This window comes from Clostridium cochlearium (genome assembly GCF_900187165.1).
Taxonomy (GTDB): Bacteria; Bacillota; Clostridia; order Clostridiales; family Clostridiaceae; genus Clostridium_G; species Clostridium_G cochlearium.
On the sequence record NZ_LT906477.1, the window covers coordinates 1,275,142 to 1,289,156 of the forward strand.

Annotated in this window: 14 protein-coding genes; 2 read left to right on the plus strand and 12 right to left on the minus strand. The window is 26.4% G+C overall.

The genetic code is table 11. The annotated features are described in order from the left end of the window. Positions 1-235: 235 nt before the first annotated feature. From CKV72_RS06250 to CKV72_RS06265, 4 genes are all read right to left on the minus strand, one after another. A complete protein-coding gene (locus CKV72_RS06250) occupies positions 236-427 on the minus strand; it encodes a DUF3990 domain-containing protein (RefSeq protein WP_095177781.1) in 192 nt (63 codons plus the stop codon). Next, on the minus strand, positions 424-639 hold the full coding sequence (locus CKV72_RS06255) for a DUF3791 domain-containing protein (RefSeq protein WP_095177782.1): 216 nt from the start codon (positions 637-639) through the stop codon (positions 424-426). The genes CKV72_RS06250 and CKV72_RS06255 overlap by 4 nt, the downstream gene beginning before the upstream one ends. 137 nt (positions 640-776) lie before the next feature. Next, a complete protein-coding gene (locus CKV72_RS06260; RefSeq protein ID WP_095177783.1) occupies positions 777-1,445 on the minus strand; it encodes a SanA/YdcF family protein in 669 nt (222 codons plus the stop codon). Positions 1,446-1,539: 94 nt separating this feature from the next. Next, on the minus strand, positions 1,540-2,562 hold the full coding sequence (locus CKV72_RS06265) for an alpha/beta fold hydrolase (protein WP_095178376.1): 1,023 nt from the start codon (positions 2,560-2,562) through the stop codon (positions 1,540-1,542). Positions 2,563-2,806: 244 nt separating this feature from the next. Between CKV72_RS06265 and CKV72_RS06270 the strand changes: the two genes are divergently transcribed. Next, positions 2,807-3,205 (plus strand): (deoxy)nucleoside triphosphate pyrophosphohydrolase, encoded by a 399-nt coding sequence (locus CKV72_RS06270; protein ID WP_089866576.1) that lies wholly within the window; start codon positions 2,807-2,809, stop codon positions 3,203-3,205. Between the two features lie 11 nt (positions 3,206-3,216). Here the strand turns inward: CKV72_RS06270 and CKV72_RS06275 are convergent, their stop codons facing one another. The 4 genes from CKV72_RS06275 to CKV72_RS06285 all read right to left on the minus strand — a co-directional run bounded on the left by CKV72_RS06275 (position 3,217) and on the right by CKV72_RS06285 (position 9,023). After that, positions 3,217-6,117, minus strand: coding sequence for a DEAD/DEAH box helicase (locus tag CKV72_RS06275; protein ID WP_095177784.1), 2,901 nt, complete (start codon positions 6,115-6,117; stop codon positions 3,217-3,219). Between the two features lie 87 nt (positions 6,118-6,204). Beyond that, the gene (locus CKV72_RS12530; protein WP_257449794.1) at positions 6,205-6,333 is read right to left on the minus strand and encodes a hypothetical protein; all 129 of its coding nucleotides are present in this window, start codon (positions 6,331-6,333) and stop codon (positions 6,205-6,207) included. A gap of 66 nt (positions 6,334-6,399) precedes the next feature. Beyond that, positions 6,400-7,845 (minus strand): DEAD/DEAH box helicase, encoded by a 1,446-nt coding sequence (locus CKV72_RS06280; RefSeq protein ID WP_095177785.1) that lies wholly within the window; start codon positions 7,843-7,845, stop codon positions 6,400-6,402. 302 nt (positions 7,846-8,147) lie between these two features. Beyond that, a complete protein-coding gene (locus CKV72_RS06285) occupies positions 8,148-9,023 on the minus strand; it encodes a DUF1002 domain-containing protein (RefSeq protein ID WP_089866628.1) in 876 nt (291 codons plus the stop codon). Between the two features lie 162 nt (positions 9,024-9,185). Between CKV72_RS06285 and CKV72_RS06290 the strand changes: the two genes are divergently transcribed. Then, positions 9,186-10,130, plus strand: a complete 945-nt coding sequence (locus CKV72_RS06290; protein ID WP_095177786.1) for a DMT family transporter — start codon at positions 9,186-9,188, stop codon at positions 10,128-10,130. A 30-nt stretch (positions 10,131-10,160) separates the two neighbouring features. Here CKV72_RS06290 and CKV72_RS06295 read toward each other — a convergent pair whose 3' ends face one another. From CKV72_RS06295 to CKV72_RS06310, 4 genes are all read right to left on the minus strand, one after another. Continuing rightward, positions 10,161-11,105, minus strand: coding sequence for an SGNH/GDSL hydrolase family protein (locus tag CKV72_RS06295; protein WP_089866633.1), 945 nt, complete (start codon positions 11,103-11,105; stop codon positions 10,161-10,163). 145 nt (positions 11,106-11,250) lie between these two features. After that, positions 11,251-11,961, minus strand: coding sequence for a M48 family metallopeptidase (locus tag CKV72_RS06300; protein WP_095177787.1), 711 nt, complete (start codon positions 11,959-11,961; stop codon positions 11,251-11,253). A gap of 55 nt (positions 11,962-12,016) precedes the next feature. Then, positions 12,017-13,303, minus strand: coding sequence for a BREX system ATP-binding domain-containing protein (locus CKV72_RS06305; RefSeq protein ID WP_089866638.1), 1,287 nt, complete (start codon positions 13,301-13,303; stop codon positions 12,017-12,019). Between the two features lie 7 nt (positions 13,304-13,310). Beyond that, on the minus strand, positions 13,311-14,000 hold the full coding sequence (locus tag CKV72_RS06310; protein ID WP_089866641.1) for a hypothetical protein: 690 nt from the start codon (positions 13,998-14,000) through the stop codon (positions 13,311-13,313). Positions 14,001-14,015: the final 15 nt, after the last annotated feature.

Below are 14,015 nucleotides of genomic sequence, written 5' to 3' on the forward strand. Positions count from 1 at the left end.
GATGGCTGATTTCTGCAATAGTTCGTTTAACAAAGCTAAACATCAAGTTTTTATATAATTAAAATTTTTTCGTAATGTCAATGGAGAAAAAATATCCACAATTGCTGCAATTTCCCTAGTTTTATATTTACTTATTCCCCAATACTCATTGCTAGGATTGATTTTATCTACATATTAATGAACTAAATCATTTGGATAACCCTTATGATTGATAATCCCATATTCTAACATCAATTCATCCGTTTTTTATTTGTTTATATATATTTAAATATCCATTTTTTCCTCTTCTTTTAAATTTATTTGTCCAATTAATTGCTTGTTCTTTAATTTTAGTTACATAAAAACCCTTTCCAAAATCTAAAGCATCTCTTGAAAAAGAAATATGAGGAGTATCTACTATGCAATAAGACCCATGGTATACTATCAATTAAATGCTCCCCTTTCTTCCAATACCTCTATTAAATCTTCTACTATATAGCGTTTACTTTGAGAGTGTAATGGTTCATAACAAGGTATAATATATTCATTCAAAATATTTGTATTTTTAATCAATTTATATACATCTCTAGCATCCATTTTTAAGCTTTCTGCTAAGCTTTCAATACAAAATATTGTAAATTCCAATTTTTTTTCATCCATTACAACACCTCCAACCATATTTATTTTACTGCTTATATACATTATAACCTTTATGCATATATTTTAAAATACAAATATTGTTCCCATAAGATATATTGTACAATTATAGCTAGTTCTACACGTCTATAGCTAGGCCTCTATTTATCATGTGTAACTGTTCCATTTCCGCTTACAGGAATAGCCTCTCCTAAATATTTGGGTTCTGGTTTTATTATATTAATATTTAAAAAATCCTTTACTCTTGCTGCAATTTCCCTAGTTTTATATTTAGTTATTCCCCAATAATTTCTTGGATCTGAATTTACTCCATATGCATCTAGCCCAAGCTGTCTTGCTATGTAAACTGCTCTCATAAGATGATATTCTTGAGTTACAATTATTATTTTCTTAGCTTTAAAAACTTCTTTTGCTCTATACATACTTTCATAGGTACTAAATCCAGCATGATCTAAAAATATATCTTCCTTTTTAACCCCTTCATTTTCAGCAACTTTTTTCATTGCATTTACTTCATCATAATCAACTTGTCCATGATCTCCGCTAAATAAAAGTTTCTTTGCCTTGTTATTTTTGTATAAATCTATTCCAACATTAACTCTATCCTCTAGCATATCACAAAGTTTGCCGTTGGGCTTAACGTAAGCTCCTAAAACTAAAATTGCCTCCGCCTCTGGTACATCTTTAGGATTTACAATGTATTTTTTACCTTCTGATTTTACTTTATAATCAATAAAAAATATTGCTCCTGTTCCAATTAAAGCTATTATTATAATAAATGTGACTATTGTTTTAATTTTATTTTTCAAATGTCATACCCCCAATACAATATCATCCTATTATAACATATTTTTATTGCTCAATAATATTTTCCTTTAATCTTTGTTTTAGCAAACCACATTTCTATTGCAAAAAAGTGTTTACTAACCACTTTGAAAATTTTTTCTTTTCCTCGAATTGAGGATAGTGTGCAGAATTTTCGTATACTATAAATTCTTTTTTATTAGCCTTAATAGAATCAAAATACTCCTTTGCTGACTGAGTAGTTGTCATATAATCATATTGTCCCATTATAAAGTAACACGGAATTTCTATGCTTGTTACAAGCTGAGGTAAGGGATAATTCATAGATTCCTTTAGCAACTTATCTTGTGTAACAGAAACCCCACGGGAATAACGAATTACATCAAGCAGATTGTATTCAGGATGAGTCAGAAATCCATCTAAATAATCTCGATTATCATCAATAAGTCTCCCTGCCCCACCGTACTTTCTGACATATTTGCGTGGGGTTGTAGCTTTTCCTGTTTGAATCGAATCTTCTAAACTTTCAAGTTCCATAAAATCATTTTTATTTCCAGCTTTATCTGCCTGTTCAATACAATATTTAAGATTAATTGATTCATTTTTTATAGGGTCTGACATCTGTCCAATGCCAATATATGCACTAAATTTTTCAGGAACTTTTGCTGCAGCCTGCAATGCAATATAAGTACCAAATGAATGTCCTACCAATAATACTTTTTCTTTATTAAATCTTTCAGAAATATAATCTGTTACAGCTAATAAGTCGTTAATTAGTATTTTAGAGGAAAGTTCAGAATAATCCTCAAAAAAATGATACGACTTTCCACTTCCCCTCTGGTCATAATGAACAACTGTGAAGTCCTTTTCTAATATATCCTGGTATTTAGTAACATATGGAATTTCTGAACAAGCTGGTCCTCCATGTACAAAAATAATAATTGGATTACTCTTATCACTTCCTCTTATCATAAATTCGTGATTAGTACCATTAATTTTGATTTGTGATAATTCACTAATACTATTTGTCCCATTAATTGGCGGTGTCCAAGTTGGGAATACAACTCCTATTATAATAACAACAACTGTTATTATAACAAACCATTCCGCTATTTTTTTCATTTGTTTCAACATCATACCTCTTTTCTAAATACAGTAAATATAATTACAATATAAATACTACATTATAAGTTCCTAACTATTCAAATTCATAAGAAACAATATTCTACAGATATACATTAAATAAATATTGTTCACTTAATCAATCGTATAAATGCTAGGTTTTCATTAACCGTCCCCTAATTTTCCCCTAGTTTTTATCCAAATTCTTTAATTTTTATGTTAAACTTATTTGGGGGTGTTAATTATGAAAAAGTTAGTAAAAGTTGTTGGAGCTATTATTGAAAATGAAAATAATGAAATACTATGTGCACTTCGTTCTCCCCAAATGTGTCTTCCAAATATGTGGGAGTTTCCTGGAGGTAAAATAGAAAAAGGTGAAACCTTAAAACAAGCTATAGAAAGGGAAATAAAAGAAGAATTATCTTGTGATGTTAAGTTTATAGATGTTTTTAATGATAATACTCATGAATATGATAATTTAATAGTAAATCTAATTACTATTAAATGTAAATTAATATCCGGCATGCCTATAGCAAATGAACATTCAAAATTAATATGGTTACATAGAGAAAACTTACTTTCTCTAAACTGGGCTCCAGCAGATATTCCAGCTGTAAATAAGCTTTTATTAGAAAAGGTATAGCAAAAATTTTGCTATACCTTTTTTATAAATTCTGTATATATTCCCATGGGAATTTCATTTTCTAATTTAATTTTAACTGTTATAGGTCTTTCTCCTCTATATTCTACTACGTTTCCTTTTCCTATGTAAATATAGGGTTCACTAACTCCATCAATTTGCTTATATTTTCTTACAAAGATATGTAAATTAACTCCTCTTTGTTCATTAAATATAATATTCTTTCCTCTATCTGAACTTTGAGATGTATTATTGGGGCTTTGCCATTGAAAATACTTAGTGTCTATAAATTTGTCTTTATAGTTAATACTTTCTTTAATGCCCTCTTCTTTGTGTAAATCTACAAAAAGGAAATATTCTTTTCCATTTGTTACAAGACCACTTCCTCTAAATGAACTGTGAATTTTAGTATAATTTGAAAGCAGTGCTGCATCTACCATCTTATATTGTTCATAAAGTTTTAAAAATGGTACTCCATAATAAGCACTTCCAAACTCCTTTTCATATCTTATAAGACCATAATTGATAATGTCCTTTATATATGCTCTATATGTTTTATCATACATTATTTGTTTATATTGCCAAGTGCAACTTAATATTTCATCTTTTAGTTCAAAACATTTAATAGTGTTTTTTATTTCATTTGAATCATAATAATTTCTATTTAAACAGTTAAAAGCATGCATAATACTATCTTTATCTACATACTCAATATATTTTAAAATCTGACTTTTTGCTTGTTTTAAACTTATTTGTTCATGATTTAAAAGGTATTTTAATATGCTAAATTCATATACTCTTTTTATTGGCAACTTATCTGTAAGTTCTTTTAGTACTTTAAAAAAGTTTTCATTTTCTAAGAGCCTTTTTAACTTATCATCTTTTTCTACTTTAGCTACAAAATTAAGATATGTTTTTTCCTTATTTAAAAATTTTAAAGGATCTAAAGCTCCATCGTATTTTAAATAATCCATAAAAAAATACGGAACCCTTCCCCCATTCATTTTCTTAAATTCTAAGTATTCTTCTTTTAAATACTTCATAGAATTAAAATTTTCTTTATTTAACTGCTCTAATATTCTCTCTTGAGCAATTTTGTCCATATGTATATTAGTACATCCAGGTATATTAGCAAATTGAGTTGCCACTGCCACTTTTAAACTATCTTTATCATAATACCTTGAACCATTTAAAGCTATGGCTATTAAAAATGTCCTTTTATGATTTCCTATAAAATCTAACACCGTTAAAAATTCCTTTGACTTATGTTTTCTAAGACCTCTACCAAGTTGCTGTATAAATACTATAGGTGAAGTTGTAGGTCTAAGCATTAAAACTAAATTAATAGAGGGTATGTCCACACCTTCATTAAAAATATCTACAGTGAATATAACCTGTAAATCATCTTCATTATCTTCTAACTTCTTTATATAAATCTCTCTTTCATAAGTGGAATTTTCACCTGTTAAGCATGCACTTTTTATACCTCTTTTGTTAAATTCATTGGTCATATATTCAGCATGATCTATATTAGCACAAAATCCTATACATTTACGTTTATCTCCGTCATGTCCATAAAATTTCATTTTCTCTATTATAAAATCCACTCTTTTATTAACTTTTAATCTTTTAGCTATTTGGTCAACTTGTTGTAAATTTATATCACTTAAATCGATGCCATCAATGTCTGTTATACCAAAATAATGGAATGGGATTACTAAATCTAGTTCTAAAGCTTCCCTAAGCCTTACCTCTAAGGCTATGTTGTTATCAAAAATAGAAAATATATCTTCCCCATCACTTCTTTCTGGTGTTGCAGTCATACCAAGTAAAAATTTAGGTTTAAAATAGTCTATAATTTTTTTATATGTTGGACTAGCTGCATGATGAGCCTCATCTACAACTATATATTCAAAATCCTGTGGACTAAATTTATGAAGTTGATTATTCATTGACTGTATTGTTGAAAATAAATAATCTGTATTTAGAATTTTACTTGTTCCTGTTAAAAGGCCTAGGGTTTTATTTTTATTATCAATTAGTCGTGCAAAGGTCTTTTTAGCACTTTTTAAAATTTCTTCTCTATTTACTAAAAAAAGCATTCTCTTTGGATTATAATTTATAACATCAAAAGCTGACATATAAGTTTTACCTGTACCTGTAGCTGCAACAACCATTGCTTTATTTTCTCCCAAAGCTCTTAGTCTATTTAAATTATTTATAGCCTTTTTTTGCATATTATTGGGTTTTATTAATTGGTAATTGCTAAATTCTAATATTTTTTCTTCTTTAACTTTTTTTAATTCTTTTAGAAAGTTATCATATACATCAAGGAAATTATCATCTACAATAGAGGTTGTTTCCCATAAGCTTAAATATTCTTCTAAAACTTCGCAAGTAAACTCATCATCTTTTTTAGAAATAACTCTAATATTCCATTCTACATTACTTTTTAAAGCTCTTTGAGTTATATTAGAAGATCCTATGATTATTTTATATTCTTGTTTATTTTCAAAAATATAAGCTTTAGTATGAAAACCTATGTCATTGGTAGGTACAAAAACCTTTAACTCAATATTATTAAACCTTTTTATTCTCTCCAATGCTTTTGGTTCAGTAAAATTAAGATATGTTGAGGTTAATATTTTTCCTTCAACTCCTCTATCTTCAAGCTCTTTAAAGCTATCCAACAGCAATTGAAGTCCACTAAAATTAATGAAAGCTACACTAAAATAAAATTTTTCACATTCACTTAAACATCTTTTCAGTTCATCTAATAAATTTCCTTTTTCCGAATTAACTATTAATTTATTGTTGATTAAAAAACTGCTGTTTTCTATTTCTTTATGATTTATATCAAAAAAACTATTTTCTTGCTTTTCTAAAATATCCATTTTATCAAACATAGAATTCATATTATCCCCCATATTATTAAATACACTATATAAAACTTAACTGCAGTTTAAATAGTGGATTTCCTTTATCTAAATAAAAAAGAAAGATTATTCATCTTCCTTCTTTTCATCAACAGTATTTATTTCATTATCATTATTGTTTTCTTCATCGGAATTAATCATCAAATGACTAAAATCCGTCCTGTCTTTATTCTTTTTTCTAGTTCCACGTCCCAAATAATCACCTCTTTCCTATAGTATACCACTAATACATTATTATATATAGCATAAAACTAAATTCATTTATTTAACCGCTCTTTCTGCTCTAAGCTTTTTACCCTTTATAGTAGTAGACTTTAATCCTTCTAACACAAGTTTTCCTTTGCCATTTAATATATCAACATAAGAACAAACTTCCTGTATATCTATTATACCTACATCCTCTGGATTAACACCAGCAATGCTTGTAATGCCCCCAACTATATCTCCTGGTCTTATTTTTTTCTTTTTACCAGCACTAAGGTATATTTTTGTTATGCCCTTATTTAATTCATCTGACTTTTGCTTTTTAATCTTTGGCATAGCTTTAATTTTTTCTATAAAAGCTTCTTCTGCATTTTCCACACTTTCTTTTGTAATCTCATCTCCTGATTTTATTTTAAAACCTATATACTCTTCAATTTGCTCAAAGAACCTATCTTCATAAGGTGTAACTAAACTTATTGCACGACCTTGCCTTCCAGCTCTTCCTGTTCTTCCAGTTCTGTGAACATAATTTTCCTTTTCCATAGGGATATCATAGTTTATTATATGAGTTACATTTTCTACGTCTATGCCTCTTGCCGCAAGATCCGTTGCCACCAAAAACATAAATTCTCCCCTTTTAAATCTATTCATAATATCTATTCTTTTATCCTGCATCATTCCACCATGAAGGGCTTTACAAGGATATTTTTTATTTTTCATTAATTTGGCAACACTATTTACATTTTCTTGAGTTCTGCAAAATATAATTGCACTATCAGGATTTTCAGTAATTAATATTTTATTTAAAAGTTCAAATTTATTTTTCTCTTCAACTTCATAATATATATGTTCTATTTTTTCTTCTGTTATTTCCTCTGGATTAACTTCTATCATAACAGGAAACTTCATATACTTTTCACATAACTTTTCAATTTTCTCTGGTATAGTAGCAGAAAAAAGCATATTAACTCTTTTTTTAGGTAGTTTTCTCATAATACTTTCAACTTGGTCTATAAATCCCATATTAAACATTTCATCACCTTCATCTACAATGAAATATTTAATTTTATCAAGATCTATTGTTCCTCTTTCTATATGATCCATTGTTCTTCCTGGTGTTCCAACTACCACATGGGTTCTTTGTTTTAACTCCAATGCTTGAGCTTTAAAAGGTTGTTTTCCAAAAATTGCAGAACATTTTATCCTTTTAAACCTTCCAATATTTTTTATATCTTCTTTTACTTGAACGCAAAGTTCCCTAGTAGGTGTAAGAATTAGTGCTTGTGGTTTTTTCTCTTCTAAATCAATATTTTCACATATAGGTATTCCAAAAGCTGCTGTCTTACCGCTTCCAGTTTTTGATTTTACTATTATATCTTTATTCTTAATAGCTATTGGAATAACCTTTTGTTGTACCTCTGAAGGATTTTTATATCCTAATTTTAATAAAGCCTCTAGTATATCTTCGCTTATTCCTAAGCTTTTAAAACTTGTGTTTTCCATTTAATTTCAACCTCTCATCTTAAGATTTATATATATTTTTAGTTATTTTATAAAAAATATCCACTAAAAATAAAGTTCTTAGCATCAGATAGTTTTTAAACTATATCTGATTCCAAGAACCCTTTGTCTAGTAAAAACTTATTTACCTTTTCTAGTTTACATTATTTTTCTTATACTGTAAATATAATAAAAAAGAACTGTCTCAAAATAAAATTTTGAGACAACCCTTATTATTCTATATGTTTAATTTTAGTACCCTTTAAATTTGTATTCATTATGTTGAAAGCCTCTTGCTTTTCTTCTTAACCACCAAAAATACTTGTAATTAAATTTTTAATAGCTTCAAAAAGTTTTGCAAAAAATCCTTTAGCTTCTTCGCTAGTTAAAACCCCTTGTAATTGTTTTGTTACATCATTTAATTGACTTTTTATTTTGTCAAAATCTAAGTCCAATGAATTTATCTTATCCATTAATGCAGTTATTTTTTCAATATCTTCCTTGCTTAAACTTTGATTATAATTATTAACTATGTTTACCACTATATTTTCTATTTCCTTTTGAGTTTCAGGTCTTTCTTTAACAACTTCTTTTTTTATTTCATTTATTAAACTTGCCGCTTCATCCTGCCCTATTTTATCTCCAAGCTTGCCTGTAAGCATAATTTCTTCGTTAGCAGCTTTCTTTTTATTTTCATCTATTTTTTTACCGCCCTTGCTATTTTCAAATCCTTTTAATATTCCTGTAAGAGCTGCTGTACCAGATACATTAAAAGGAGCTGCTGCTTTAACTTCAGCATTTTCTATACCAGCAGTTATTAGTGCATTTTTTATCATACTTTCAGTAACCCAATATATATTGTGAGTCTCTACATTTATTCCACCTTTATTTGTAGGCTCTACATAAGAACAGGATATGGACCTTGTACCTATTTCCTTTTGAGTTGCTATACCACTTAAATATTTGTCCTCTTCTTCTTTAGTAACTTCTAATAAATTCACTTCTTCTTTTTTCACCTTAAAATATTTTAGCATATCTTCCTTTTGGCTTTGATTTAAATCTGCTCCTATAGTAACAACTTTATAAGCATCAGCATAAACTTTTTTCTCTGTAAAACCTAAGACTATAGAAAGTGTAAGAAATAACACTAATACTTTACTTATACTTTTTTTACAACTCATATTTTGTCCTCCTTTATTTTTAATTAATTGTTCTTATATATTCCTTAGCCCTATATATTATATTATAATTGAATATGCAAATATATATATGGTTAGAAAAGTTTACAAATAATTATTAAGTTTTCCTATGAACATTTTGACTTTATAAGGAGTTGAGACTACATGATTAAAAATAATAAAACTAAAGGTTTCATTTTAGTTATTATAGCTGCATTATTTTGGGGATATTTAGGAGTCCCTACTAAAAATTTATATGATTTTAATTTTGATTCCTTCTCTGTTTGTTTTTTTAGAACATCTATAGCAGGTATTTTCTATTTTTTATATTGCTTTAAAAAGGATTATATGCTTTTAAAGGTGGATAAAAAAGGACTTTTGTTTTTTATACTTTATGGTGCCATAGGTTTTGCTACTACTTTTATTTGTTATAACGTATCCGTAAACTATACTTCCATAGCCATTGGTACTATGTTTATGTTTACCAGCCAAATTTGGGTTGTAATTCTCTCTTATTTTATATTCAAAGAAAAATTTACCGCTAGAAAAATCATAGCTATATTATTAACTTTAACTGGTTGTTTTATGATGTGTGAAGTTTACAATCCTAAAAATCTTAATTTAAATTTACAAGGAGTTATATTGGGACTTATTTCTGGAATTACCTTTGCCCTACAAATTATTTTTGCTAAAATAAGCTCTAAAAAATATAATCAAAATACATTACTTGCCTATTCTTTTATATTTGCATCATTATTTTTGCTTCCTTTTATGAATGTAAAAAACACTTGGAATATACTAAGTAATACCAATAATTTATATATTATAATAAAAAATATATTTATTATAGGAGTTTTCACTACGGTTATAGCAAATGGTGCCTATCTTAAATCTGTAGAATATATAGAAGTTGGCATAGCTTCCATAATAGCTACTTTAGAGATTCCAGTAGCTGCTATTACAGCTTATTTTGTATTTAATGAAAGCTTAGATGCAGTACAAATTATAGGCATGTTTTTAATTATCATATCCGTTATAATTTTAGAAATACAACTTAAAACCATTAATAAAATATTTGATTTTTCATCAAAAAAAGAAACTTATGAATAAAACCAGATCTTTTAGATCTGGTTTTATATTTTATTGAACTCTATTTTTTATATAGTTTAACCATACAGGATAAAAGTTAGGCTTAAAATGTATTCCATCGTCTTCATACAAATTTTTATTACTTTCATTTAATATTGAATTTACATTTAAAAATTTCACATTTTCTTCTTTAGCCATTTTCATAAGTCCTAAATTACACTCATTTATATAACTATTAGTCATAGTAGGTGTTTTTTGTTCAACCATAGGTAAAACTGGCATTACTGATTGAATATATATATTTGATTTAGGGAATTTCTCCTTAACTTTATGAATTAGTGTCCTATAATGATCCACAAACCATTTACTTGGTACAGTATTATTCATATCGTTAACTCCATACAATACATATATATTTCTTGGATTTTGTATATTAATTTTTTCTACTTCGTTTTTAGCATTGTTAATGTTTATACCTTTCTTTGCACAAACATTTTTTTCATTTAAAACCTCATAATAAATTAAAGCCTCAGTTATAGAATCTCCCATAAAAACATCATTTTTAAAAAATTCTTTATAATTTTTAGTTTTAGGATCTTCTGTATTCTCTTTTGCTGAAGTAGCACTTTTATTTGAATTTGGTTCACTAGGATTATTGGGTTCAGAAGGAGTAACTACTTTTTTTCTATCACTACTTTTACTAGAATCAGTATCTGTATTTATATCAATATGTTTATTGGACTTTTTCTCTTCTTCATCCTCCTTGGATTTTTCATCTTTAAATTTAGGAGTAAAACCAGAGCTTGTACCTGATGAACTTGAATTATTATCTTTTTCTTTTATACCAGCGTAAACTAAGGAATTTTTATTATTATTCTTTTTATTTATGTATATTTTTGATCCTATACCTAAAGTTACACAGGTTACTGTCAATAATAATATTAATTTTTTATTTATTATTCCATTTTTAAATTTTCTTTTTGATCTTCTCATCATTTTATCTGCCTCTTTTTCTATCTAATTTTAGCTATAATTAATCTTAAAAATCACTTTAACTTACATTTATATTATATTTATATACTAGTTTTTATGATTTACGATGGAATTACAAAGGGTTTACAAAATTATTACATTATAAATTTTATTTACAATTTAATGTTTTTCTTCTCTGTCTCCAATCTGGCATTAAATCATCTAATAATTTATAAAAATTCTTGCTATGGTTAAAGTGTACTAAATGAACTAATTCATGTAAAATAACATAATCAATACAATCTTCTTTTGTTTTCATCAAATACAAATTTAAATTGATCTTATTTTTATATTTCATACAAGATCCCCATCTACTTTTCATCTTTCTTATAGAAAAAGTGGGTTTTTCTACTCCATAGTCTTTTATAAGTAAATACATTTTATCTAGAGACTTGCTAAAAACTTCTTTTGATTTTTCTCTTAACCACTTTTCATATATTTCTTTTTTCTTATTACTATCTTTTACATATTTCGTATATAAATATATATATCTTGAATCGTAAATTATTTTATTTTGTTGAAAAGGTATAATTTTTAAAATATATTCATGTCCAAGGTAAAATATTTTATCATTTTCCTCAAAATTGCATTGTTCAGCTAATTCATTTTTATTTTTAATAATCTCCATATTTTTTAGAATCCAATTTCCTTTACTTTCTAAAAAACTATTTATGTAATCTATTGGAACCTTATGATTTGCAGAAACAAAAACACTACCATCTCTTTTAATTCTTAAATTTATATTTTTTACTTTTTTTCTGTAAAGAGTATAATTTATAGTCTTGTTTTCATATTGTATACTATGCTTTTCAAAATTCATTTTATGTTCTCCTATTTTATATCCTGTTTAGGGAATTAAGTTGTTATTAATATTCTTATAGCTCTATAATCTCATCTTCTATATCATAATCATCTATATCTAGGTTATATGCCTCTTCTTCCTCATCTATTTTTTCTTTCACCTTAATTAAAGAATTAACTTCTTCTAATAATAAGTCCACGCCTGGATTTTGTTCCATTATATCTAAAATATCTACAAGTTTTTTAAGATATTCCCTTGAATTAGTTTGACTTATATCATCTCCAAATTTTGAGCAGGATAGTTTAACATATTTCTCTATTGTTTCCCTATTAGATGGTATTTGCCAATTATAAACAAAACTATGTATTCCTATTATCTTTTCTGTTAACTCTTTTATGTCATCTATATATAGTCCACCTATTTTTATTACGGGCTGTCTTAAATCCCTATAGGTTTTATTTAACATTTCATGACTATTTTTAAGTCTATTGTGTAAAGCAGCATAGGTTTTTATTCCCTTTTCTTCATTTTCAAATAATTCATTTGTACCTGCAAATACAAACATAATATTCCTTAGTTCTCCTTCCGAACTCATATCCATTAGCATTCTAATATTTTCATAGGAATTTCTTCTAATATCCTTTCTCTCATTTACTATTAATTCCATTTCATCCACTAAAATAATTATTCCAGCATATCCTAATAGTTTTATAAGTTTCGTAAACGCCCTTAATATTTGTAGTGCATTATCTTTATCTATATCAGATTTAACCCCAAATTTTGATTTAACAGAAGCAGGAATATTTTTTTCTCCCTTTATCCATGCTGATATGGCATAATTCAAATCCATATCTTTATTCACTTTAGCTTTTATGAAATTTTTAAAAACCACAGCAAAAGAACTACTATAATTGCTTACCTCTTCTATAACATTATTTATTATTTCTCCTGCCTTTTTATTATCATAAATATTTTTAAGATTATTTGTCCATATATTAAATATATCCTCAAAGCTTGTACCATCTGTTTTACTATTGGTTATAGATAAATTACTCATTATATTATAATAAACCTGTTCTAGTTTATTAAATTTTAAACTTTTATCTATTTGAATTTTCGCCACTATAAAATTTCTATTTAAGGCATTTTGTTTTATTACATTTAATAGAAAAGATTTTCCTGAACCATAGTTTCCAGTTATAAACTTTATTACTCCATTACCATTTTCTACAAAATCCATACATCTATCAAATTCTTTTAATTCATTATCCCTTCCCACACATAATATATCTAAATTTACATTTGGCACTACTCCATTTTTAAGTGCATATAATATTTTCTCCGCATTGATTTTGTCCATAACATAATCACCTCATAAATTCTATATAAACTTTAAACTCTTCGTTATCATATATATCTTTTATTTTTACAAAATCCTTACTATCTCTACCATCTGTCAATACAATATTTAAATATTTACAATACCTTCCAAATAATTCTTCTATTTTTTCATATTCAATATTATATCCCGCTAAAAATAAACTCATATAAATATGAGCTATATATTCTTTTATTTTTATAGCAGTCTTATCTGAATACAACAATTTTAGATATTCATAATTATATTTAAATATTCCTATTATTTTTTTCTTAGTTAAATCTGATGGTTTACTATGCCTTTTGTATTTTTTTATAATTTTATTTACACTATTAAATTCACTTTTGTTTTTACCTTTCTTAGTTTTATTATCTTTTTTAAAAATCTTTTTATTTAATGTAGAAAAAGTTCTATCTGAAATTCCTATCATTGAAGATAAATTTTTTATGGTAAATACTTTTTTATTTCCATTCTCCAATTTTTTATTCTTTAAGTCCTCATATTGTAATATTATATTGTATAATATAATACAAACTACCCTCTCATCATTTTTATTTTCATCATATATTTTTTTATACTTTTGACTTTCTTCTAATATTTTATTTCTTTCTTTTTCATTTATATATTTAGATATTTTTTCATATTTTATTAATTCTAAAACTTTATCTTCTATACTCATATAAATTCCACCTTT